Annotated in this window: 23 protein-coding genes; 9 read left to right on the top strand and 14 right to left on the bottom strand. The window is 64.3% G+C overall.

From position 1 onward, the window contains the following. Positions 1 to 2 precede the first annotated feature (2 nt). A complete protein-coding gene (locus tag NZK81_RS07900; RefSeq protein WP_260045572.1) occupies positions 3 to 569 on the bottom strand; it encodes a c-type cytochrome in 567 nt (188 codons plus the stop codon). A gap of 443 nt (positions 570 to 1,012) precedes the next feature. Between NZK81_RS07900 and ettA the strand changes: the two genes are divergently transcribed. From ettA to NZK81_RS07885, 3 genes are all read left to right on the top strand, one after another. After that, positions 1,013 to 2,692 (top strand): energy-dependent translational throttle protein EttA, encoded by a 1,680-nt coding sequence (ettA, locus tag NZK81_RS07895; RefSeq protein ID WP_260045571.1) that lies wholly within the window; start codon positions 1,013 to 1,015, stop codon positions 2,690 to 2,692. Positions 2,693 to 2,927: 235 nt separating this feature from the next. After that, positions 2,928 to 3,824, top strand: a complete 897-nt coding sequence (locus NZK81_RS07890) for an RcnB family protein (protein WP_260045570.1) — start codon at positions 2,928 to 2,930, stop codon at positions 3,822 to 3,824. A 162-nt stretch (positions 3,825 to 3,986) separates the two neighbouring features. Next, entirely contained in the window at positions 3,987 to 4,622 is a 636-nt protein-coding gene (locus NZK81_RS07885) for a 2OG-Fe(II) oxygenase (RefSeq protein WP_260045569.1), read from the top strand. Positions 4,623 to 4,629: 7 nt separating this feature from the next. Here the strand turns inward: NZK81_RS07885 and NZK81_RS07880 are convergent, their stop codons facing one another. Further along, positions 4,630 to 6,228 carry a lysine--tRNA ligase gene (locus tag NZK81_RS07880; RefSeq protein WP_260045568.1) on the bottom strand — a complete coding sequence of 533 codons (1,599 nt, stop codon included), beginning with the start codon at positions 6,226 to 6,228 and terminating at the stop codon, positions 4,630 to 4,632. Positions 6,229 to 6,337: 109 nt separating this feature from the next. Here NZK81_RS07880 and NZK81_RS07875 point away from each other — a divergent pair, with 109 nt between their 5' ends. After that, entirely contained in the window at positions 6,338 to 7,195 is an 858-nt protein-coding gene (locus tag NZK81_RS07875; RefSeq protein WP_260045567.1) for a mechanosensitive ion channel family protein, read from the top strand. Positions 7,196 to 7,594: 399 nt separating this feature from the next. Here NZK81_RS07875 and NZK81_RS07870 read toward each other — a convergent pair whose 3' ends face one another. Together NZK81_RS07870 and NZK81_RS07865 are read right to left on the bottom strand one after the other, a co-directional pair. After that, complete coding sequence (locus NZK81_RS07870; RefSeq protein WP_260045566.1) at positions 7,595 to 7,891, bottom strand: DUF2218 domain-containing protein; 297 nt, start codon at positions 7,889 to 7,891, stop codon at positions 7,595 to 7,597. Then, on the bottom strand, positions 7,888 to 8,592 hold the full coding sequence (locus tag NZK81_RS07865; RefSeq protein ID WP_260045565.1) for a PadR family transcriptional regulator: 705 nt from the start codon (positions 8,590 to 8,592) through the stop codon (positions 7,888 to 7,890). The genes NZK81_RS07870 and NZK81_RS07865 overlap by 4 nt, the downstream gene beginning before the upstream one ends. Positions 8,593 to 8,738: 146 nt before the next feature. Between NZK81_RS07865 and NZK81_RS07860 the strand changes: the two genes are divergently transcribed. Together NZK81_RS07860 and NZK81_RS07855 are read left to right on the top strand one after the other, a co-directional pair. Next, positions 8,739 to 11,456: an ATP-dependent DNA helicase gene (locus NZK81_RS07860; protein WP_260045564.1), complete on the top strand. Its 2,718-nt coding sequence runs from the start codon at positions 8,739 to 8,741 to the stop codon at positions 11,454 to 11,456. A 41-nt stretch (positions 11,457 to 11,497) separates the two neighbouring features. Next, positions 11,498 to 12,043: a SixA phosphatase family protein gene (locus NZK81_RS07855; protein WP_260045563.1), complete on the top strand. Its 546-nt coding sequence runs from the start codon at positions 11,498 to 11,500 to the stop codon at positions 12,041 to 12,043. Between the two features lie 20 nt (positions 12,044 to 12,063). Here the strand turns inward: NZK81_RS07855 and NZK81_RS07850 are convergent, their stop codons facing one another. The 5 genes from NZK81_RS07850 to rpmF form a co-directional block, all read right to left on the bottom strand. After that, positions 12,064 to 12,465 carry a MerR family transcriptional regulator gene (locus tag NZK81_RS07850; RefSeq protein WP_260045562.1) on the bottom strand — a complete coding sequence of 134 codons (402 nt, stop codon included), beginning with the start codon at positions 12,463 to 12,465 and terminating at the stop codon, positions 12,064 to 12,066. A gap of 14 nt (positions 12,466 to 12,479) precedes the next feature. Next, positions 12,480 to 12,776 carry an integration host factor subunit alpha gene (locus tag NZK81_RS07845; protein WP_260045561.1) on the bottom strand — a complete coding sequence of 99 codons (297 nt, stop codon included), beginning with the start codon at positions 12,774 to 12,776 and terminating at the stop codon, positions 12,480 to 12,482. Positions 12,777 to 12,886: 110 nt separating this feature from the next. Further along, positions 12,887 to 13,855, bottom strand: coding sequence for a beta-ketoacyl-ACP synthase III (locus tag NZK81_RS07840; protein WP_311202075.1), 969 nt, complete (start codon positions 13,853 to 13,855; stop codon positions 12,887 to 12,889). Then, positions 13,855 to 14,916: a phosphate acyltransferase PlsX gene (gene plsX, locus NZK81_RS07835; protein ID WP_260045560.1), complete on the bottom strand. Its 1,062-nt coding sequence runs from the start codon at positions 14,914 to 14,916 to the stop codon at positions 13,855 to 13,857. Before plsX ends, NZK81_RS07840 begins: the two co-directional genes overlap by 1 nt. A 42-nt stretch (positions 14,917 to 14,958) precedes the next feature. Continuing rightward, a complete protein-coding gene (gene rpmF / locus NZK81_RS07830; protein WP_039284222.1) occupies positions 14,959 to 15,138 on the bottom strand; it encodes a 50S ribosomal protein L32 in 180 nt (59 codons plus the stop codon). Between the two features lie 161 nt (positions 15,139 to 15,299). Between rpmF and NZK81_RS07825 the strand changes: the two genes are divergently transcribed. Continuing rightward, complete coding sequence (locus NZK81_RS07825; protein ID WP_260045559.1) at positions 15,300 to 15,692, top strand: MAPEG family protein; 393 nt, start codon at positions 15,300 to 15,302, stop codon at positions 15,690 to 15,692. On the opposite strand, the gene NZK81_RS07820 is transcribed toward NZK81_RS07825, so the two are convergent. Then, positions 15,689 to 16,366: an MBL fold metallo-hydrolase gene (locus tag NZK81_RS07820; protein WP_311202074.1), complete on the bottom strand. Its 678-nt coding sequence runs from the start codon at positions 16,364 to 16,366 to the stop codon at positions 15,689 to 15,691. The two genes, NZK81_RS07825 and NZK81_RS07820, sit on opposite strands and share 4 nt — an antisense overlap. A 74-nt stretch (positions 16,367 to 16,440) precedes the next feature. Continuing rightward, entirely contained in the window at positions 16,441 to 17,091 is a 651-nt protein-coding gene (locus NZK81_RS07815; RefSeq protein ID WP_260045558.1) for a S24 family peptidase, read from the bottom strand. 98 nt (positions 17,092 to 17,189) lie between these two features. Here NZK81_RS07815 and NZK81_RS07810 point away from each other — a divergent pair, with 98 nt between their 5' ends. Continuing rightward, on the top strand, positions 17,190 to 17,390 hold the full coding sequence (locus NZK81_RS07810; RefSeq protein WP_260045557.1) for a hypothetical protein: 201 nt from the start codon (positions 17,190 to 17,192) through the stop codon (positions 17,388 to 17,390). Then, positions 17,380 to 17,751, top strand: a complete 372-nt coding sequence (locus NZK81_RS07805; RefSeq protein WP_260045556.1) for a hypothetical protein — start codon at positions 17,380 to 17,382, stop codon at positions 17,749 to 17,751. Before NZK81_RS07810 ends, NZK81_RS07805 begins: the two co-directional genes overlap by 11 nt. Here the strand turns inward: NZK81_RS07805 and NZK81_RS07800 are convergent. The 3 genes from NZK81_RS07800 to cysS all read right to left on the bottom strand — a co-directional run bounded on the left by NZK81_RS07800 (position 17,748) and on the right by cysS (position 21,452). Next, on the bottom strand, positions 17,748 to 19,421 hold the full coding sequence (locus NZK81_RS07800) for an acetolactate synthase large subunit (RefSeq protein ID WP_260045555.1): 1,674 nt from the start codon (positions 19,419 to 19,421) through the stop codon (positions 17,748 to 17,750). The two genes, NZK81_RS07805 and NZK81_RS07800, sit on opposite strands and share 4 nt — an antisense overlap. A 121-nt stretch (positions 19,422 to 19,542) precedes the next feature. Continuing rightward, entirely contained in the window at positions 19,543 to 20,004 is a 462-nt protein-coding gene (locus NZK81_RS07795; RefSeq protein WP_260045554.1) for an RES family NAD+ phosphorylase, read from the bottom strand. After that, positions 20,001 to 21,452, bottom strand: a complete 1,452-nt coding sequence (cysS, locus tag NZK81_RS07790) for a cysteine--tRNA ligase (protein WP_260045553.1) — start codon at positions 21,450 to 21,452, stop codon at positions 20,001 to 20,003. The genes NZK81_RS07795 and cysS overlap by 4 nt, the downstream gene beginning before the upstream one ends. Positions 21,453 to 21,454: the final 2 nt, after the last annotated feature.

The raw sequence follows: 21,454 nt of genomic DNA, 5'->3' as shown, positions 1-21,454 counted from the left end.
ACCTATTTGGGCTCTGACGGCAAATGCGCCTCGACGTAGGTGGTCACCGCCCAGATCTGGTCCTTCGAGAGACTGTTCTTGTAGGCCGGCATCGCCGACCCGAACGGTGCGCCGCCCTCGGCCACGGTCCAGTAGATGAAGCCGTCCCACTGCCCGATCGGCATGTTCGACAGCCAGGCCAGATCGGCCGGAGCCGGCGTAAGGCCGGCGGCCGCCGGCCCGTCGCCCAGCCCTTGCTTGCCGTGACACATTTCGCAGTTCTGGGCATAGACCGCAGCTCCACGCTCGAGCGTCGCCGGCGTCGGCTTCAGGGGGTTGGTCATCGCATCGTAGGGCGCGGGAATGCCCTGCATCATCGCAAAATGGTGTCGTGGGAACATCCCCCTTCCGCGACCGCCTCGTCCCATGGGCCCCATGGGCCCCATCTGATCGGCAAACCGACCGTCCTGAACCGTGCCCGCGTGAACCGCGCCCGATGTCGAAACAGGCGGATGAACCGATTGCGCGTAAACCACTGCTCCGGTAGCCAGCGCCGCCGCCAGAATTGCACCCGCTGCAAGCGTCCGCATGCCGTTTCTCCTTCGAGATGAAGTGGCAGGTCCCGATACAGCGGGAACGCCTCGTCACGCGATGGGTTCCGCTCTGCCCGCATGATTTGCGATCTTTTCCGGCCACCCTGAGGGTCCACGCTTCCGATGGGGACACCGCACACCGATTTCGCTGTCCTACAGCCCCCGTTTTCGAAGATAATGCCCGCATGACGCGTCGCCTCACCGACAGACAGCGCAACATTCGCCGCAGGGGAAAGGTCACATCCCGGCGAGGCCTCTCATGCCCCCAGAGCGCAGATTTTCGCCCATGCCGGGGCAGCGCTGCGCCTCGACGGGAAAACACATTCCGCGCGTTTCGCGTAAACCCGAACGCCACGGGGCCAGCGCCCTTGGCAATCCCCGCCCTGCCCTGTAGAGCGGCGCGCAAATCTCCAGCAATTGCTCGATCCCAGAGGAACCCGATGGCCGCTCAATACGCCTTCGTCATGAAGGGCATGACCAAGACCTTCCCCGGCGCCCAGAAGCCGGTACTTTCGAATATCTCCCTGCAGTTCTACCAGGGTGCCAAGATCGGCATCGTCGGCCCCAACGGCGCCGGCAAGTCGACCCTGATGAAGATCATGGCAGGCATCGACACCGATTTCACCGGCGAAGCCTGGCCGGGCGAGAACATCTCCGTCGGCTATCTGCCACAGGAACCGCAGCTCGACCCGACCAAGACCGTTCTGGAAAACGTCAAGGACGGCGCGCGCGACATCGCCGACAAGCTGGACCGCTTCAACGAGATCTCGATGATCATGGGCGACCCGCCCGAGGACGTCGATTTCGATGCGCTCATGGAGGAAATGGGCACGCTGCAGGGCGAAATCGACGCGGTCGACGGCTGGACGCTCGACAATCAGCTCGAAGTCGCGATGGAAGCGCTGCGCTGCCCGCCGGGCGACTGGGAAGTCGGAAGCCTTTCGGGCGGTGAAAAGCGCCGCATCGCGCTTACCCGCCTGCTGATCCAGAAGCCCGACATCCTGCTGCTGGACGAACCCACCAACCACCTCGATGCCGAAAGCGTCGACTGGCTGGAAAACCACCTCGCCGAATACCACGGCGCCGTGCTGATGATCACCCACGACCGCTACTTCCTCGACAACGTGGTGGGCTGGATCCTCGAACTCGACCGCGGAAAGTACTTCCCCTACGAGGGCAACTACTCGACCTACCTGGAGAAGAAGGCCAAGCGCCTTTCGCAGGAAGAGCGCGAGGAAAGCGGCCGCCAGAAGGCGATCAAGGACGAGCTCGAATGGATCCGAGCCGGCGTCAAGGGACGCCAGACCAAGTCGAAGGCCCGTATCCGCAAGTTCGAGGAACTGCAGAACGCACAGGACCAGCGTACCCCCGGCAAGGCGCAAATCGTCATCCAGGTGCCCGAGCGTCTGGGCGGCAAGGTCATCGAAGCCAAGGGCATCTCCAAGGCCTTCGGCGACAAGCTGCTGTTCGAGGATCTCTCGTTCATCCTGCCGCCGGGCGGCATCGTCGGCGTGATCGGCCCCAACGGCGCGGGTAAGTCCACGCTGTTCAAGATGATCACCGGACAGGAAAAGCCCGACACCGGTACGATCGAGATCGGCCAGACAGTGCACCTGGGCTACGTCGACCAGAACCGCGACCATCTGGACGACAAGCACAACGTCTGGGAGGAAATCTCGGACGGGCTGGATTACATGAAGGTCAACGGCCACGACATGTCGACACGCGCCTATGTCGGCGCCTTCAACTTCAAGGGTCAGGACCAGCAGAAGAACGTCGGCAAGCTCTCGGGCGGTGAACGCAACCGCGTGCACCTCGCCAAGATGCTCAAGCAGGGCGGCAACGTGCTGCTGCTCGACGAACCGACCAACGACCTCGACGTCGAGACGCTGGGCGCGCTGGAAGAGGCTATCGAGAACTTCGCGGGCTGCGCCGTGGTGATCTCGCACGACCGCTTCTTCCTCGACCGTCTGGCCACGCACATCCTCGCTTTCGAGGGCGACAGCCACGTCGAATGGTTCGAAGGCAACTTCGAGGCCTACGAAGAAGACAAGCGCCGCCGCATGGGCGATGCGGCCGACCGTCCGACGCGCCTTGCCTACAAGAAGCTGACGCGCTGACGAAAAGCCTGCGGGCGCAGCGCGCGCTCGCAGCCAGCCGTTGAAATGAACGGGCCGCCGCTCCGCGAAGGAACGGCGGCCCGTTCATTTTGTTGACCCCTGTCATTAACAGGAAGCAACCTCATGGTTCACCTTTGAGACATCGCCGTCGGAATATTGAATGTGCGTGATGAAATGAACATCTTGAGGATGCGCCGCAGCACTACTGCGGCAAGTCCGGTTAGGAGCCGGTAAGATGACCAACGGAAAAACACTGAAGACGAAAGGACTGCTTTCGGCCGGTGCCTGGGGAACAATGGCTGTCGCCATCGTCGGCATGATCCTGCCCGACATTGCGAGCGCCGCGCCGCAGCAAACCCGGTTCGAACAGCGCAATGAGCAACGCACGCAGCGCTCGGAGCGTTCCAGCCGGCCGCAAGGCACCCGCAGCGACTCCAGGCCGACGCGGAACCCGCAAAACCCGCAGCCCCGATACGAGCAGCGCCAGGCCCAGACGCAGCGCCAGGTCCAGACGCAACGCCAGATCCCGACGCAGAACCAGGTTCGCACGCAGGAACGTGTCCAGACGGAGACACGCAATCGCGCCACGACACCGTACAACACGAGGGTCAACCGCGACCAGCGCACCCAGCAACGCGATAACCGCAATGCCTGGCAGGACAACCGTCGCGACCAGCGTACCGAACGGCGCGACGACAGGCGGGACAACCGCAACGCCTGGCAGAACGACCGCCGTGACCAGCGCACCGACCGCCGCGATGACAGGCGCGACAACCGCTACGACCGGCGCGACAATCGCCTGGATAATCGCAACGTCCGGCGGTGGGACAACCGTTCGTGGCGGCGCAACAACCGCTACGACTGGCGCAGCTATCGTGCCCGCAACCGCTCGACCTACCGCATCGGCCGCTACTACACGCCCTATTACGGCTACAGGTATCGCCGTGTCGGCATCGGCATCACGCTGGGATCGCTGTTCTATGGCAGCCGCTACTGGATCACCGATCCGTGGTACTACCGCCTGCCGCCAGTCTACGGTCCTTACCGCTGGGTCCGTTACTACGACGACGTGCTTCTGGTGAATATCTACACCGGTGAAGTGGTCGACGTGATCTACGACTTCTTCTGGTAAGCACGAGAATACGAAAGAGCCCCCGAACCTCACGCAGGCCCCGGGGGCTTTTTCCTGACGACGACACCGGCGCGACTGCTTTTTTACAGAGGCGATTGATCCCGCCGCCAACGTGCGTAGTCTGTCGTTTCGATGACAGGCGTTTCCCATCCGGATCGCAAGATGCTTGCCAGGATCGGCGCGGCCGTGCGCGAGCGGCTGGCCGACAATCCTGCGGTGCAACGCTTTCCGGAAGACAGGGCCGAAGTCTATGCCGTCGACGGCTTCCTCGGCGCCGAGGAATGCGCCCGGCTGGTGGGCCAGATCGATGCCGTGGCCTGTCCGTCCGGCCTCATCGATGAAGAGCATTGGCCCGACTATCGCACCAGCTACTCCGGCGACATCGACGTGCACGATACCACGGTACGCACGCTCGAAGACCGCCTCGCCGCGCTTACCGGCATCCCGCCGGCCTGCGGAGAGTCCGCACAGGGACAGCGCTACCGCTGCGGCCAGTACTTCCGCGAACACTGCGACTGGTTCGACACCAATGCAGGTTACTGGCAGCACGAGCGGCGCTGCGGCGGACAGCGCAGCTGGACCGCGATGATCTACCTGAACTGCGTGGACGAAGGCGGCGCGACCGAGTTCACCCGCGTCCATCTCAGCGTTCCGCCGCTCACCGGATGCCTGCTGCTCTGGAACAACGCTCTGCCCGACGGCACGCCCAATCCCTGGACGATGCACGCCGCGCGCCCTGTCGTGCGCGGCGTGAAATACGTCGTGACCAAGTGGTACAGGGTCCGCAGCTGGCAGTAGCGCGCCGTCAGGCCGCGAGAGCCTCAGCGATCAGCTTGCGCGTTTCCGGCACGCCGTAGAGCGCGATGAAGCTGCCCATGCGCGGCCCCTGCGACGAACCGAGCAGCGTCTCGTAGAGCGCCTTGAACCAGTCGCGCAGGTTCCCGAACCCGTAGGCTTCATCCTTGCCGATCTCGTAGACCGTGTTCTGCAGCTCCTCGGCACTTGTGTGGGGCCCCGCCTTGGCCAGTTCCGCGTCGAGCGCCTTCAGCGCCGCGGCTTCATTCGCGGTCGGCGCACGGCGCACCAGCGTGGGCGCGATGAAATCGCGATTGGTGGCCAGCGCCGCGCGCACCAGTTCGCCCAGCTCCGGATGCGCTTCGGGCGTCGCCTCGGCCACATAGTTGCCAAGATAGGACCAGACCTGCTCCGCCGTCGCATCCGCCCCCAGCACGCCGACAAGGTTGAGCAGCAGCGAGAACGTGACCGGAAGCGTATCGCCCGCGCCTTCTCCCGAACCGTTCACGCGCAGCAGGTGCCAGACCGGATTGCCGAGCTGCTTCTCGAGCGGCTGGCCCGCGAGGTTGCCGCGGAACTGCCAGTACTCGTCGACCGCCTTGGGGATCACCCCGACATGGAGCTGCTTGGCGCTCTTGGGCTCGCGGAACAGGTAGAAGCCAAGCGACTCCTCCGTACCGTAGGTCAGCCACTGGTCGATGGTAAGGCCGTTGCCCTTGGACTTGGAAATCTTCTCGCCGTTCTCGTCGAGGAACAGTTCGTAGATCAGCCCTTCGGGCTTCCGGCCACCCAGTATGTTCACGATCTTGCCCGACTGGGTGACCGAATCGGTCAGGTCCTTGCCGCACATCTCGTAGTCGACGCCGAGCGCATACCAGCGCATCGCCCAGTCGACCTTCCACTGCAGCTTGGCCTGTCCGCCGAAGACCGACTGCTCGACGACCGTGCCGTCGCTATCGGTAAACCGGATCATGCCGGTGGCGGGATCGAGCACCTCGACGGGAACCTGCAGGACGACGCCGCTCGTCGGCGACACCGGCAGTACCGGCGAATAGGTCTTGCGCCGCTCTTCGCGCAGCGTGGGCAGCATAACGCCCATGATGGCATCGTAATGCGCCAGCACTTCGGTCAGCGCAGCATTGAAGCCTCCCGAATTGTAGCGGTCGCTCGCCGAGACGAACTCGTATTCGAAACCGAAGCGATCGAGGAATTCACGCAGCATGGCGTTGTTGTGGTGCGCGAAGCTTTCGAACTTTCCGAACGGGTCCGGTATCCGCGTCAGGGGCTTGCCGAGGTTGGCGCTGAGCAGGTCCGCGTTGGGAATGTTGTCGGGCACCTTGCGCAGGCCGTCCATGTCATCGGAAAACGCGACGAGGCGCGTCGGCGCACCGCCGGTCAGCGTCTCGTAGGCCCGGCGCACCAGCGTCGTGCGCAGGACTTCCTGAAAGGTACCGATGTGCGGCAGGCCCGAGGGCCCATAGCCGGTCTCGAACAGCACAGGTTCGCCGCCCGGTTTCCCGTTCGGGTACCGCTTCAGCAGCTTCTGGGCCTCCTGGAAGGGCCAGGCCTTGGACACACAGGCGGCTTCGATCAGGGCATTGTCAGTCATGGCCGCGCTCATTGGCGAATTGTGCGTGTTTCGCAAGTGCGAAGCTGCTTGGAAACATTCCCCCTCGATGTCAGTTAGGAAATGAATGCAACAAAAGGACCCGTTTTCATTGGATTATATCACCACCCTGCAAAACCAGCTGCAAAGCATGAGCGAAAGCTTCGTGCATGCCGTCCCGTCCCTGATCATCGCACTTGCCATCCTGCTCGTCACTTTCGTCGTTACCCGCTTTGCGACGAAGATCACGAACCGGATTACCCGGCACGCGCAGATCCGCAGAGACCTGAGGCAATTGCTGGAGACCCTGGTGCGTCTGGGCATCTGGGTCGGCGGGGTCATCATCGCGCTGACAGTCGCCGTTCCGAGCTTCACGCCCGGCAGTGCCTTCGCCGGCCTCGGCATCGGCGCGCTGGCCATCGGCTTCGCCTTTCAGGACATCTTCGAGAACTTCCTGGCCGGCGTGCTGATCATGCTGCGCGACAAGATGGACATCGATGACGTGATCGAATGCAACGGCATCCTGGGACGGGTCGAACAGATCACCCTGCGCGAAACGCACATCCGGCAACTCTCGAACGAGCTTACCGTCGTGCCCAATTCCATGCTGTTCAAGAACCCGGTGAAGATCATCACCGACGCGGCCCTGCGCCGCAACGAGGTCATCGTCGGCGTTTCCTACGACACCGATCTGGAGCAGGCCGAAAAGATCATCACCGATACGCTGGAGAGCATCGAACACGTCAGCAAGGACAAGCCCGTGCTGGTCGTCGCGCAGGAGTTCAATTCAAGCTCGGTCGATTTCCTCGTTCAATGGTGGTCCGATTCCCTGCAGCGCGACCTGCGCATGACCAAGGGCGACGTGATCAAGGCGATCAAGCGCGCGCTCGACGATGCGGAAATCGAGATCCCGTTCCCTTACGTGACCCACACCTTCAAGGAACCCCTGCTGGTGAACAAGGCCGGCTGACCTTCGGCGGCTCCCGGCCGCAGAGGGGTGTGCGTGCGGCAAGGGGCAGCATATTGCGCGCCGTGAAGGGGAATAGATCATGCCGACCTCGCGCCGCTGTATTGCCATGTATCTGGCGCCGCTGTGCGCGGCCACGCTCGCGCAGCCGGCAATAACAGCCGAGGCCGAGGCACAGGCTTTCGTCCTGCACAATGTCGGTCTCGTCGATTTCAGCGGCGATGTCCGGCACGCACGCGCAACGGAACAAACGCTCCCGGCCAGTCGCTGCAGGAGGAACTCGCCGCGCTGCATGCCAGCGCCGCAAGCCCGGACGCCCAGCCCACGATCAGGAACCTGACCGAAGGCATGGCGGCGCAGGGCATGCCGCTCGAGCCTTCGGTCTTTGGTTCCTGAGGTCGATCAGGCGGCCTCGCGCCAGGTCCAGTCGTAGCCGAGCGGCGCCTCGCGGAAGGCGAAGCGGTCAAGGTGACGCGCGACGACGTCCGTCAGCTGTTCCAGTTCGGCGCGGTCTTCGCCGGTGATCGCAATGGCTATGCCCTCGTCATCCACGTCCATCGTGGCGACGGCATTGGGGAAGACGACCTTGCCGCTATCACCCTCGACCTCGGTCTGCAGCTTGTGGCTCCAGTGCTTGCACAGCTGCCGGACATACTTCCCGCCGTTCGCGGTCTTCACCTTGGATGCGATCGTGTTCACGACTCGATCCTTTCGATTTTGCGTGTCGCTTCGTCGATCGCATCTGCAATCTGCAGGACCAGCTCTCGATCGGCTCCGTCGCGCGAAAGGCGATCGAAAACCGAGGTCTTGAGCGCCTGCATGGCCCGGCGCACCGGAGCCGGATCGACCTTGTCGCGCTGTTCGGCCAGCGCCGACAGTCGTGCCTTGAGCGCGACCGCCTGCTCGGCATCGACTTCCGCCTGCTTGCGGCCTTCCTCGGTCGCCTCGTAGGACTTGCGCGCGCTTTCGCCGGCAACGACCGCGATCAGGCCCGATTCCTCCATGTAGGTCAGCGCCGGATAGACGACGCCCGGGCTCGGCGCGTAGTCGCCACCGGAAAGCGTTTCGATCTCGCGGATCAAATCATAGCCATGGCGCGGCGCCTCGACGATGAGGGCCAGCAGAAGGGTCTGCAACTCGCTCTGGTCGAACAGGCGCTTGCGGCGTCCACCGCGCATGCCCGGTCCACGACCGCCGCCATGCCCCATGCCTCGGCCGCCACCGCGCCTGCCCGGGAAATCGTCGCCAAAGCCGCCCCAGCCACCGCCAAACGGGCTGCGAACGCCATGGCCATGGCCACCCCGGCCATTTCGCATCGACCGGACCTCGTCACACGCCATGCCATCGTCATTGCCACAGCCATGACGGCCCTGTCCGCGGTTGAACATCCTGTTTCTCATTTCAGTATTCCTGTGTTTCATGATGGCTCTAAGATATATCTAGAACAATCTAAAGCAAGGCCTGAATTTGTATCAACGCGTATTTTCCGGTGAGTGAGCGCGGCTGCGACGTTCCAAAGACACCCGCCGCCCCCTAAGACGGGTTCATGGCCGCCCTGCCCCTCTCCGCCCTCCACGCCAGCCATGGCGGCTGCTGGCTGCGTGAAAGGGACGCGACACGCACCATCTCCAAGGGCGAGGCAGTCATGGCGGCGGCCGATACCCCGCTGCTGATCCTCAATGCGCCGCTGGTCGCGACCCGACTGGGCTATCCCGACCTTTCAGGGCTCGACCTGCTCGAACTCTTCTCCTTCGTGCACCCTGCCCGTTTCGTGGTGCCCACCCCAAAGGGCCTTGCCCATGCGCTCGACCTGGACGAGCCGGGCGGCGATGCGGACGTGCCGCACTTGCTGCAACAGGCCGCGGGCGTCCTTCTCGACACCTGCGAATCCGCCGAATGGCAGGAGCGCGAAGGCGCCTGGACCGCGCTGCAATCGCTCGTCCGCATGCGCTGGCCCTGGGCGACGCTGCTGACCGGGCGCATCGCCAAGCCGCAGCGCGCCGAACGCTGGCTGTTCTCGCGCCTGCCCGAATGGGAGGAAACGCCCGAGCACGCCCAGCCACGGCAGGTCGTGCTGGGCGAAACCGACGTGCTCGGCCGGCTCGAACACCTGACCGGGGCCGGCGCCGAACAGCGCTCCGGCCAGCGCGCCTATGCCGCCGACGCCGCCTATGCCTTCGAACCGCGCGAAACCTCCGGGCAACCGCGCGTCCTGCTGGCCCAGGCGGGCACCGGCATCGGCAAGACACTGGGCTATCTTGCCCCCGCCTCGCTATGGAGCGACCTTGCCGGCGGCACCGTCTGGGTCTCGACCTACACCAAGGCGCTGCAGCGCCAGCTCCGGCAGGAAAGCCGGCGCGCCTGGCCGGAACGGCGTGCCGACGGCAGCCGGCCGGTCGTGGTGCGCAAGGGGCGCGAGAACTACCTGTGCCTGCTCAATCTGGAAGACGCGCTGCAGGGCGGCTTTGCCGGACGGGCCGCGATCCTGGCGCAGCTCGTGGCGCGCTGGGCCGCGTATTCGCGCGATGGCGATATGATCGGCGGCGACCTGCCCGGCTGGCTCGGCACGCTGTTCCGCCAGCGCGGGATCACCTCGCTGACCGACCGGCGCGGCGAGTGCGTCTATGCCGGCTGCCCGCACTACCGCAAATGCTTCATCGAGCGCGCGTCGCGTGCCAGCGCGGGCGCCGATCTGGTGATCGCCAACCACGCCCTCGTCATGGTCAATGCCGCGCGCGGGCGCGACGCTGCGGCGCGACCGACGCGCATCGTGTTCGACGAAGGACACCATGTCTTCGATGCCGCCGATTCGACCTTTGCCGCCGCGCTCACGGGCACCGAAACGATCGAGCTGCGCCGGTGGGTCATCGGCCCCGAGAAGGCCTCGCGCGGGCGGCGGCGGGGCCTGTCCGCGCGCCTGGCCGACATCGTCAGCTACGACGAGGCCGGCAGCAAGGCCATCACCGCCGCCCGCACTGCGGCCGAGGCCCTGCCGGGCGACGGCTGGATGCAGCGCATCGCGGAAGGCTCTCCGTGGGGGCCGATCGAGGAGCTGCTCGCGGCCGTACGCGCCACGGTCTATGCGCGCGACGAAAGCGGCGGTCAGGAAGCAGGCTACGGGTTGGAAACCGAAGCAGCCGGGCTCGACGGGGCCTTCGTCGAGATCGCGCAAGGCGCACGCGCGGCCCTGTCCGACCTGCGGCAGCCACTGATCCGCCTCGGCGTAAGACTGGAAGCACTGATCGAGGATCCGCCCGACTGGCTCGACGGCCCCGGACGGGCACGTATCGAAGGCGCGCGCCATTCGCTTTCGTGGCGCATCGACCTGCTCTCCGCCTGGGAAGCCCTGCTCGAACGGCTCGGCGGGCCGGCCGATCCCGAGTTCGTGGACTGGCTGGCCGTAGAACGTTCCGAAGCGCGTGAATTCGACATCGGAATCCACCGCCACTGGCTGGACCCGATGAAGCCTTTCGCCAAGGTCGTGCTCGAACCCGCGCACGGTGTGATCATGACCTCGGCCACGCTGCGCGATGGGGAGGACTGGGACAAGGCCATCGCGCGTTCGGGCACAGGGCACATCGGGGTCGCGCCTCGCCTCTCTGCACAGGAGAGTCCGTTCGACTATGCCAATCAGGCCGAAGTCCTGATCGTCACCGACGTGCCGCGCGGCGACATACCCGCGCTGGCTGCCGCCTATGCCCGGCTGATCGAGGCATCGGGCGGCGGCGCGCTTGGACTGTTCACGGCGATCCGGCGGCTGCGCGCCGTCCATGGCCGCATCGCCGACCGTCTCGCCCGCGCAGGACTGCCCCTCTACGCGCAGCATGTCGATCCGATCGACACCGGCACGCTGGTCGACATTTTCCGCGACGACCCCGCTGCCTCGCTGCTCGGCACCGATGCCCTGCGCGATGGCGTCGACGTGCCCGGCCATTCGCTGCGACTGGTGGTGATGGAACAGGTACCCTGGCCGCGCCCTTCGATCCTGCACCGCGCCAGACGGCTCGCGGGCGGAGGCTCGGCATACGACGATTCGATCATTCGCGCCCGGCTCGCGCAGGCCTTCGGGCGCCTGATCCGCAGCCGCGACGACCACGGACATTTCGTTGTCCTGTCCTCGGCATTCCCCTCCCGCCTGCTCAGCGCCTTTCCCGCAGGCACGCCGATTCGGCGGATTTCGCTGGAGGAGGCTTTACATCGCGTGTCCGGCCATGCTTCAGGTGAAACCATGCAAGAAGGCGAAGACGTCCCGCGATTTCTCTGACTGCTCCTCCCGAACCAAAGCATCGAAAGCTGCATGCCTGCATGAAGACCCTGGGAATTTTCCGCCACGCGAAATCGGACTGGAACGACGCGCGCCTGCGTGACTTCGACCGTCCGCTGAACGCGCGCGGGCGGAAAGGCGCGGCCGTCATGGGCAAGCATATCCGCGAACATGCGGTCGGCTGGAAACGCGTGCTCGCCTCTCCAGCGGTCCGCGTCACGCAGACACTCGAACTGGCTTGCGAAGCCGCGCGCGAAACGCCGCCGATCACCTGGGACCGGCGCATATACCTTGCCAATTCCGCGACGCTCATGGAGGTCCTTCGCGATCAGGACGGAGATCCGCCCTCGATCATCCTCGTCGGGCACAACCCGGGGCTGGAAGACCTGATCTTCGATCTCGTGCCCGACGACGGCAGCAGCCCTCTTCGCGACATCGTGGAGGAAAAGTTCCCGACAGCGGCCTATGCCGTACTCGAACTCGACATCGATGACTGGGCCAACATCGAGGACAATTGCGGACGGCTGACGCATCTGGTGCGCCCGCGGGACCTCGACCCCGCACTCGGCCCCAGCCCGGTCGACTGAGCCCGGTCGACCTAACCGGGTCAGGCCGCAGCGAGCGCCTCTGCCAGTTGCTTTCGAATATCCAGAAGCTGGCGGCGGACATCGTCGTCCGCGATGCCACCGACGCCGGACCCAGGTTCATCCGCGCCGGACGCCCCGTGCGGCCCCGTCGATCGTTCCGAGAGCGCCTTGCAGGCCCCCCGCAGCGTATAGCCTTCCCGGTGCAGAAGCCGGTCGATCTCCGCGATCAGGGCAACGTCCTCCGGCCGATAGTACCGGCGCCCGCCACTGCGCTTGACCGGCTGCAAGGCAGGAAACTGCTCTTCCCAGTATCGCAGGACATGCTGGCGTATGCCGAGCGCCCGGGCCACTTCGCCAATCGTACGAAGCGCCCCGGGATCCTTCCCGTCATGGAACACGACAGCTTTGCGCGATCCGTTCATCGTGCCTCCGGCATTCAGGTTCCGGTGATGCGATCCTTGAGCATCTGGCTGGCACGGAACGTCATGACGCGACGCGGGGTTATCGGAACCTCCACGCCGGTCTTGGGATTGCGGCCGACCCGCTCCCCCTTGTCCCGCAACAGAAAAGTCCCGAATCCCGAAATCTTGACGTTCTCTCCATCGCTGAGAGCCGTCGACATATGCTGGAGGATCTCCTCCACCATAGCCAGCGACTCCGCCCTGGAAAGACCCAGCTTTCTATGGATAGCCTCGGCGATCTCCGCCCGTGTCAATGTATCTGTGGAGCGCATCAAGCCCGCTTCCCCTCTGTGCGCCGACCCCTGGGATCATAATATGAAAAAGCGCGCAGAAAGCAATGCTATGCATAATATAACTTGCAATTGAACCATCCGGGGACAGTTCACATGCGAATCAGGCTTGCCCCCCAGGTAAAGCCGCCACCCATCGCCTCGAGCATGACAAGGTCGCCTTCGACAATCCGGCCGTCGCGAACGGCCTGATCGAGCGCCAGCGGCACCGATGCTGCGGAGGTATTGGCGTGCTGTCCTACCGTCATCACGACCTTCTCGGCGGGTAGTCCCAGCTTCTTGGCCGTTGCATCGAGGATACGCGCATTGGCCTGATGCGGGACCAGCCAATCAATATCCGCAGTAGTAAGTCCTGATTCTTCAAGAACTTCCTTAAGAACTTCAGCCAGGTTCACGACGGCGTGACGAAACACCTCGCGCCCCTTCATGCGAACCTTGCCGACCGTCCCCGTGGTCGAAGGCCCGCCGTCCACGAAGAGCAGATGGTTGTGCGCACCGTCGGCATGCAGCCGGGTGGCAAGGATGCCGCGCGGCTTCTCGCCGGTTTCCTCGCGTGCCTCGAGCACGACAGCGCCGGCGCCATCGCCGAACAGGACGCAGGTCGTGCGATCTTCCCAGTCGAGGATTCGGCTGAAGGTTTCCGAACCGATCACCAGGGCACGCTTGGCCGCGCCCGTGCGCAACATCGAATCGGCAACGCCCAGTGCATAGAGGAAGCCCGAGCACACGGCGGCGACATCGAAGGCAATCCCGCCCCGGCAGCCCAGGTTGTTCTGGACGATGGTCGCGGTGGCCGGAAAGGTCTGGTCGGGCGTGGCAGTGGCAAGGACGATCAGATCGATCGATTCCGCCTCTATCCCGGCCGCCTCGACCGCCTTCTTCGCCGCATCCGTGGCAAGGCTGGACGTCGTCTCGTCAGGCGCGGCGATGTGGCGGTTGGAAATGCCGGTGCGCTCGACGATCCACTCGTCGCTGGTATCGACACGCTCCGCGAGTTCGGCATTGCTGACTGCGCGGCGCGGAAGCGCCGAACCGGTACCGATCAGAACCGAATGCAGCATCAGGCCCGCTCTTCCTGTGTGCGCGGCATGCGCCAGGTTTCCCCGCCCACCCGGGCGAGGTCGGCAGTAATGCGCTCGGTCACGTTTTCCTCCAGGAGCCGCGCGGTAACCGCCACGGCATTGGCCACACCTGCGGCGTTGGCGCCGCCATGGCTTTTCACGACTATGCCATTGAGCCCCAGAAACACCGCACCATTGTGGTTGTTGGGGTCGAGATGATGCTTGAGCAGTTCGGTGGCGGGACGCGAGATCAGAAAGCCGATCTTGGAGCGCAGCGAACTGGAAAAGCTGCGGCGCAGCAGGTCGCCGACGAATCGTGCCGTTCCCTCGACCGCCTTGAGCGCGATATTGCCGGAAAAGCCGTCGGTCACGACGACATCGACGTTGCCCTGGCACATCTTGTCGGCTTCGGTGAAGCCGTCGAAGGAAATCGACAGGTCGCCCGCCGCCTCCTTGAGCGTGGCAGCGGCATCGCGCAGCAGATCGGTGCCCTTGATTTCCTCGGTACCGATGTTGAGCAGCCGCACACGCGGCTGATCGCGCCCCGTGGCCACGCGCGCATAGGCCGAACCCATGATCGCGAACTGCACGAGGTTGCGACTGTCGCACTCGGTATTGGCGCCGAGGTCGAGCATGATGACATCGTTGTCGCCCAGCGTCGGCAGCAAGGCGGCCAGAGCGGGGCGATCGATGCCGGGCATCGTGCGCAGCGTCAGCTTGGCGATCGCCATGAGCGCGCCGGTATTGCCTGCGCTGACAGCCGCGCCGGCATCGCCGCTTTTCACAGCAGCGATTGCCCGCCCCATCGACGTGCCCTTGGCACGCCGCAGAGCCTGGCTCGGCTTGTCCTCGCCGCTGATGACATCATCGGTATGCAGGATTTCGGAGCTTGCCCGCAGGTTGGGGTGCTTTTCGAGCGCGGCCTTGATCCGCGTCTCGTCCCCGACCAGCAGGAACTTGAAACGGTCATGCCGACGGCGCGCAAGCGCGGCGCCCTCGATCATGACGCGCACGCCCTCGTCACCGCCCATCGCGTCAACGGCGATACGCGGCAAACTCATGGGCTATCTCCGAAACTCGAAACTCTGAAGACTTTTGGCGTCTTAGATTTCGACCGCGACGATCTCACGACCGTTGTAGTGGCCGCAAGCGTTGCAGAGGTTGTGCGGGCGCTTGAGCTCGCCACAGTTCGGGCACTCGTGGAACGCTTCAGCCTTGAGGGCATCATGGCTGCGGCGCATACCCCGGCGGGACGGGGTCGTTTTTCTCTTAGGGACAGCCATTTCGGCACCTGTTCCTGGACATGCGTTCTTGTCAAAAATGCCGCCGATGACCGTTGCGGACACGGCGGCTTGCGAAGGCGCGCCTATACCCGAATTCTCACGAGTTGCAACCCGTTCCTCCCTGCCTCATGTACGCCAGCATCAAAGGGGAGATCAATTCCATGATTCTGCAGACGACCTTGAGCCTTGCCGCCGCGGCCGCCGTCATCAACGTCTGGTTGGCCTTTCGCGCCGGCAAGCTGCGCTACAACGCCAAGATCCTGCACGGAGACGGTGGCAACCCGATGCTCATGCAGCGCATGCGCGCGCAGGCCAATTTCGTCGAGAACACCCCTTTCGTGCTGATCCTCGTCGCCGCGATCGAAATGACCGGCAAGGGCGGAACATGGCTTGCGGTCGTCGGCTCGGTCTACATGCTCGCACGCGTGAGCCATGCTTTCGGCATGGACAACGCAGGGCCCAACCCGTTCCGCGCGGTGGGCTTTCTCGTTACCGCGCTGACCCTGGTCGGGCTCTCGGCAATGGCGGTCCTGATCGCGCTCGGACGGTTCTAGGCCGGCAGGCCGCGTGCGAGCGCCGCATCGCTGACGAAAGGATTCGTGCGGCGCTCGTCTCCGAAAGTGCTCACCGGGCCGTGCCCCGGAACGAATGTCACATCATCGCCCAGCGGCCACAGCTTCCCGGTAATCGAATTGACGAGGTCTTCCAGATTGCCGCGCGGAAAATCCCAGCGTCCGATCCCGCCCTGGAACAACACGTCCCCGACAATCGCGAAGCGGCTGGGCGCGTGGTAGAAGACGACATGGCCCGGGGTGTGTCCGGGGCAATGCAGGACGTCGATCTCGAGTTCGCCGACCGCGACCTTGTCGCCATCCTCCAGCCAGCGGTCGGGCTCGAAAGTATGCGCTTCCATGTTCCAGCGCGGACCGTCGTCGTCGAGCTGCGCGATCCAGAAGCGGTCTTCCTCCTGCGGCCCCTCGATCGGCACGCCCATTTCCTTGGCCAGCACGCCCGCCTGCCCGCAATGATCGAGATGCCCGTGCGTGACGAGAATCTTCTCCAGCGTCACCCCGGTCTGCTGGAGCGCCTGCCTGAGCTTCGGCAGGTCGCCGCCGGGATCCACCAGAGCGCCGCGCATGGTCCTTGTGCACCATAGCAGCGAGCAGTTCTGCTGAAGCGGCGTGACGGGGATGATGCCGACCTTCATCGGCTGGGCTTGCTGATTCATGGTTCGAGAAATGGCGGCCGGGCGGCGCGAATGCAACCGCTGCGGTGCGTCCCGGCCTTTTCCGGCGGCCGCTCTCAGATGCGCCCACCCTTCCACACGACTCGCCCGATCACCTGCACATCCTCGGCACGGCACTCGACGGGGCGATAGGCGGAATTGTCGCTGAGCAGAACGACCAGCCCCGGACGGCCGGCATCGATCCGCTTGACCAGCAGGTTGTCCTCAAGGCGCACGACGTGAATGCCGTCGCGCAAGGGGCCGGGCGTGCGGTCGACCAGGATTTCGTCCCCGTCGCGCAAGGTGGGCTCCATCGAATCGCCCTTCACGGCAATGGCAGAGAGCATTTCGGCCTGCAGCCCCATACTGCGCAGCCAGCGTGCCGCGAAGCGGATCGTACCGCACACGTCCTCACCTTCCGACGAAGCCCCCGATCCGGCGGACGCGCCAACCGTCACACGCGGAACGTCCAGCCATTCCGGCGTGAAGGAAACATCGGCACCACCGAAGGAATTTTCCTTTGATCTTCCCAGTTCGACCTCGTCGACACCGAAGAAACGCGCCAGCATGCCGCGGTCTTCCTCTTCGAGCTTGCGCGGGCTTCCCTTGCGCACGAATTGCTGGAGATAACTCGCATTCTTGCCGATCATGCGCGAAAGCGCGGCCAGACTGACCCGCCGGTCGCCAGCCAGTTCGAGCAGTTTCTGCCGGACATCGGTGTTTTCCATAATGTAATCCGTAGTCGAAAGAAATTTCCTAGACAAGTAGGATTTCGACTGGAACATATTAGGAACATAAACCGAAATACCACGGAGGACCTGCACAGATGCTCCTGCGCCAGATCGAGCGCTTCCTGCGCCAGACGGACATGCCCTGCACCAAGTTCGGCCGACTCGCCGCGCACGACCCTCGCTTCGTGACCGACCTGCGCAACGGGCGAATCCCCCGCACGCGCACTGCCGCACGCATCGAGCGATTCATGAACGACTACCTGACCGGACAGCAGGAGAGCAGCCATGCACAATGACGCACATGCCCTGCACCCCACGGTGCGCGAAGAGGACCACAGGCGCGCTCGCGGCCCCTGGCTACGCCTGCTGTCGCAGGTGCTGGACCTTGCCGGGCCGCAGGCCGATTTCCTGCGCCACAGCGAACGCCCATGGTCGAGCGCGACGTTCAGCGGCGCGCGCCATTCGATCGTCGTGGCGTTCGAAGGCAAGGACTCGATGACACAGGCCGAGGCCTATGCAGCCGCCCTACCCGACCATGAGTTCTCGATACCCGGCCAGATCGTGGCGGATGCCGCGATCGTCTCCGCCGAACACGCGAACGGGCCCCGACCGCGCAGGACGATCGAGGCCGAATTCCTCCTTCTCGAAGACGCCTAGAGCGCCCTGGACAGTTCCTTGATCTCGATATTGAGGATCCGGTCGTTCTCCGAATAGTCGACCGGGCAATCGATGACGTGGACGCCGGGCGTATCGCGGCACTGCGCCAGCAGTTCGCGAAGATGCGCGGCGCTCTCCACGCGGTAGCCGTTGGCGCCGTAGCTTTGCGCGTACTGTACGAAATCGGGGTTCGAATAAGTCAGCCCGAAGTCCTCGAAACCCATGTTCGCCTGCTTCCAGCGAATCATGCCGTAGGCGCTGTCGTTCAGGATCAGCACCGTGAGATTGAGGCCTAGGCGCACCGCGGTTTCCAGCTCCTGGCTGTTCATCATGAAGCCGCCGTCGCCGCAGATCGCAAAGACCTTGCGGTCGGGATAGACCATCGCGCTCGCCATGGCCGATGGCAGCCCGGCACCCATCGTGGCCAGCGCGTTGTCGAGCAGCACGGTGTTGGGCTTGCAGGCGCAATAGCCGCGCGCGAACCAGATCTTGTAGACGCCGTTGTCGAGACAGATGATCGCATCGTCGGGAAGTGCACTGCGCACCTGGTCGACGAGATGCGGCGGGAAGATCGGGAAGCGCTCGTCCGCGGCAAGACCCGCCGTGTGCTCGAGTTCCGCCTTGCGGAAGCCCAGCATGACCTCGAAGTTCCATTCGGGCGACGGCGTGATCGCTTCCTTGATCTGCCACACCGCGTTGGCGATGTCGCCGATCACCTCGACGTGCGGGAAGTAGACCGGATCGACTTCGGCGGTCTTGGTCGAAACGTGGATCACCCGCCGGTCGTCACGCGAACCGTCGTTGTGCATGAAGAACGGCGGCTTCTCGATCACGTCGTGACCGATGTTGACGATGCAGTCCGAGTCCTCGATCGCGCGATGGACGAAATCGCCGGCCGAAAGCGCCGCGCAGCCGAGGAAGCGCGGATGCCGCTCGTCGATCACCCCCTTGCCCAGCTGCGTGGTCACGAAGGGAATGCCGGTCTTCTCGACGAACTCGCCCAGCATCTTGCTGGTCATCTTGCGGTTCGCGCCGGCGCCGATGACGAGCAGCGGACGCCTGGCCTTCTCAAGCGCCTCGCAGGCCTGGACGATCGACTTCACATCCGCGGCCGGGCGACGGACGATGGAGCGGGCGATCGGGAGCGAATCGGTATATTCGTCGGCGATGTCCTCGGGGAGTTCGACATGCGTGCCGCCGGGCTTTTCCTCCTCGGCAATGCGGAAGGCCTCGCGCACGCGGCTGGGAATGTTGTCGGCCGACGTCATCTGATGCGCATACTTGGTGATGGGATTCATCATCGCGACGACATCGAGGATCTGGAAGCGGCCCTGCTTGGACTTCTTGATCGGCTTCTGGCCGGTGATCATCAGCATCGGCATACCGCCAAGCGTCGCATAGGCCGCTGCCGTCACGAGGTTGGTGGCACCGGGGCCGAGCGTCGAAAGGCACACGCCCGTCTTCCCGGTGTGACGCCCGTAAGTGGCGGCCATGAAGCCCGCGCCCTGTTCGTGCCGGGTGAGAATCAGTTTGATCTTGTCCGACCGAGAAAGCGAATCGAGAAAATCCAGATTTTCTTCGCCCGGCACGCCAAAAACGTACTCAACACCCTCTGCCTCAAGACACTGGACGAATAGATCCGATGCCTTGTGCTTGCCCGATTCCGCCATGTCGATCCTCCCATCTTCGAATTCTGTCGGAGCAACAGGTACCCCGGCTCCCCCCGATGGCAAATAGTCTTCTAGGAAAAGTTATCTGCCTGATAAAATTGCCAGCATCGTCGATGTATATTCACTGCTGGCCGGCGTAGCGCCCGAGCATGGGCGGCGTGTGCAGGCACTGGGCAAAACTGAACGGCCGCGTGGTAAGCGGCGGAACGTGTGCCGCATCCGGATGACGGGGATTCATCATGACCACATCGGCCTCGGGCAGCACGCGCGACGGCAGGGCCATCAGCAGCGAGCGCCGGTTTTCCAGCCATTCGCCGACGAAGCCCGGAATCGCATCCTCGCCCATGGCCGGGGGAAGACGTTCGGGCACGGCGTCGATCTGCGTCCAGCCCAGCACGTAGTCCTCGGCAATGCCCGAAAGGTCGCGCGGCAGGTAGCGCTGCGCGATCAGTACCGCCAGCCCGGCCTCCGACGCGAAATTGACGACCGGCACGCCGGGCGGCGAATAGCGCCCTCCATGCTCCAGCGTTCCCGCCCCGTCGAGCGCCACATGGCCCGCGCGGACGAGACGCCAGAGCTTCATCCCAGCTTCCATTCCCAACCAAGCGGATCGCCGTCCATCACCTCCACGCCGCGCGCCGCCAATTCATCGCGCAGCACATCGGACGTCGCGAAGTCCTTGTCCGCGCGCGCCTGCTTGCGGCGCGCGATCACGTCCTCGATCTCGGATTCGGTGATCTCGGCGGCCTTGGGACGCAGACGCAGGTCGCCGCGGGCGATCTGGAACAGGCCAAGCCCCAGCACTTCGTCCATCGATTCGACCACGGCGCGCTTGGCGGCGGGATCGACCTTCTTGGCCGACAGCACGTCTTCCAGCGCGGTCAGCGCCACGGGCGTGTTGAGATCCTCTCCGATCGCCTTTTCGAATGTCTCGATCATCGGCGCCAGCTTGGGATGGCTTGCGGCGCCCGGCGCCACGTCCTTGAGGCGCTCGGCGGCCATGATCATGCGCTTGAGGCGGGTGAGCGCGGCGCCCAGCCCTTCCCAGCTGAATTCCAGCTCGCTGCGGTAATGCGCCTGCAGGCACATCATCCGGTAGGCCAGCGGATGGTAGCCCTTGTCGATCAGCAGTTGCAGCCGCAGGAACTCGCCCGAGGACTTGCTCATCTTGCCCGAACGCTCGACCAGGAAGTTGTTGTGCATCCACACCCGCGCGCCCGAATTGGCGGGCACGTCCAGGCCATTGGTGCAGCAGAACGCCTGGTTCTGCGCGATCTCGTTGGGGTGGTGGATCTCTCGGTGGTCGATGCCGCCGGTGTGGATGTCGAACGGGAAGCCGAGCAGGTCGCCCGACATCACCGAGCATTCGAGGTGCCAGCCCGGCGCGCCCTTGCCCCAAGGCGAATCCCATTCCATCTGCCGCTTCTCGCCTGGCGGGGTCTTGCGCCATATCGCGAAGTCGGCACCGTTGCGCTTGCCCTCGACCGCTTCGATGCGCCCTTCGCCTTCTTCGGTCACGGCGCGCGCGAGACGGCCATAGTCCGCGACGGTCGAGACGTCGAAGTAAAGACCGGAGTCGAGTTCGTAGCAGTGCTTGTCCGCGATCGACTTCGCGAACTCGATCATCTGCGGCACGTAGTCGGTGGCGATCGACCACTTGGCCGGCTGGCGGATGTTGAGCGCCCTGATGTCCGCCCAGTAGGCCTCGGTGTAGTGCTTCGCGATGTCCCAGATGGACTGGTGCTGCTGGCGCGCCATCTTCTCCATCTTGTCCTCGCCCGCGTCGGCATCGTCGGTGAGGTGGCCGACATCGGTGATGTTGATGACGTGGGTGAGCTTGTAGCCCTTGTGGCTCAGCGTGCGCCCGAGCACGTCCGCGAAGACGTAAGCGCGCATGTTGCCGATATGCGGGTAATTGTAGACCGTCGGCCCGCAGGTATAAACGCGCGCCTCGCCTTCGTGAACGGGCTGGAACGGCTCGAGCTGGCGAGTAAGGCTGTTGAACAGCGTAAGCGATTGCGCATCAGTCATGG

It is taken from the genome of Novosphingobium mangrovisedimenti (genome assembly GCF_025153475.1).
Classification (GTDB): domain Bacteria; phylum Pseudomonadota; class Alphaproteobacteria; order Sphingomonadales; family Sphingomonadaceae; genus Novosphingobium; species Novosphingobium mangrovi_A.
The sequence above is the reverse complement of the archived record's forward strand: the minus strand, read 5'-3'. Positions and strand labels throughout refer to the sequence as shown.

Coding starts and splice junctions, on each gene's coding strand:
- NZK81_RS07900 (WP_260045572.1), bottom strand. CDS start 569: ATGCGGACGCTTGCAGCGGGTGCAATTCTGGCGGCGGCGCTGGCTACC.
- ettA (WP_260045571.1), top strand. CDS start 1,013: ATGGCCGCTCAATACGCCTTCGTCATGAAGGGCATGACCAAGACCTTC.
- NZK81_RS07890 (WP_260045570.1), top strand. CDS start 2,928: ATGACCAACGGAAAAACACTGAAGACGAAAGGACTGCTTTCGGCCGGT.
- NZK81_RS07885 (WP_260045569.1), top strand. CDS start 3,987: ATGCTTGCCAGGATCGGCGCGGCCGTGCGCGAGCGGCTGGCCGACAAT.
- NZK81_RS07880 (WP_260045568.1), bottom strand. CDS start 6,228: ATGACTGACAATGCCCTGATCGAAGCCGCCTGTGTGTCCAAGGCCTGG.
- NZK81_RS07865 (WP_260045565.1), bottom strand. CDS start 8,592: ATGAGAAACAGGATGTTCAACCGCGGACAGGGCCGTCATGGCTGTGGC.
- NZK81_RS07860 (WP_260045564.1), top strand. CDS start 8,739: ATGGCCGCCCTGCCCCTCTCCGCCCTCCACGCCAGCCATGGCGGCTGC.
- NZK81_RS07855 (WP_260045563.1), top strand. CDS start 11,498: ATGAAGACCCTGGGAATTTTCCGCCACGCGAAATCGGACTGGAACGAC.
- NZK81_RS07850 (WP_260045562.1), bottom strand. CDS start 12,465: ATGAACGGATCGCGCAAAGCTGTCGTGTTCCATGACGGGAAGGATCCC.
- NZK81_RS07845 (WP_260045561.1), bottom strand. CDS start 12,776: ATGCGCTCCACAGATACATTGACACGGGCGGAGATCGCCGAGGCTATC.
- NZK81_RS07840 (WP_311202075.1), bottom strand. CDS start 13,855: ATGCTGCATTCGGTTCTGATCGGTACCGGTTCGGCGCTTCCGCGCCGC.
- plsX (WP_260045560.1), bottom strand. CDS start 14,916: ATGAGTTTGCCGCGTATCGCCGTTGACGCGATGGGCGGTGACGAGGGC.
- rpmF (WP_039284222.1), bottom strand. CDS start 15,138: ATGGCTGTCCCTAAGAGAAAAACGACCCCGTCCCGCCGGGGTATGCGC.
- NZK81_RS07825 (WP_260045559.1), top strand. CDS start 15,300: ATGATTCTGCAGACGACCTTGAGCCTTGCCGCCGCGGCCGCCGTCATC.
- NZK81_RS07820 (WP_311202074.1), bottom strand. CDS start 16,366: ATGAATCAGCAAGCCCAGCCGATGAAGGTCGGCATCATCCCCGTCACG.
- NZK81_RS07815 (WP_260045558.1), bottom strand. CDS start 17,091: ATGGAAAACACCGATGTCCGGCAGAAACTGCTCGAACTGGCTGGCGAC.
- NZK81_RS07810 (WP_260045557.1), top strand. CDS start 17,190: ATGCTCCTGCGCCAGATCGAGCGCTTCCTGCGCCAGACGGACATGCCC.
- NZK81_RS07805 (WP_260045556.1), top strand. CDS start 17,380: ATGCACAATGACGCACATGCCCTGCACCCCACGGTGCGCGAAGAGGAC.
- NZK81_RS07800 (WP_260045555.1), bottom strand. CDS start 19,421: ATGGCGGAATCGGGCAAGCACAAGGCATCGGATCTATTCGTCCAGTGT.
- NZK81_RS07795 (WP_260045554.1), bottom strand. CDS start 20,004: ATGAAGCTCTGGCGTCTCGTCCGCGCGGGCCATGTGGCGCTCGACGGG.
- cysS (WP_260045553.1), bottom strand. CDS start 21,452: ATGACTGATGCGCAATCGCTTACGCTGTTCAACAGCCTTACTCGCCAG.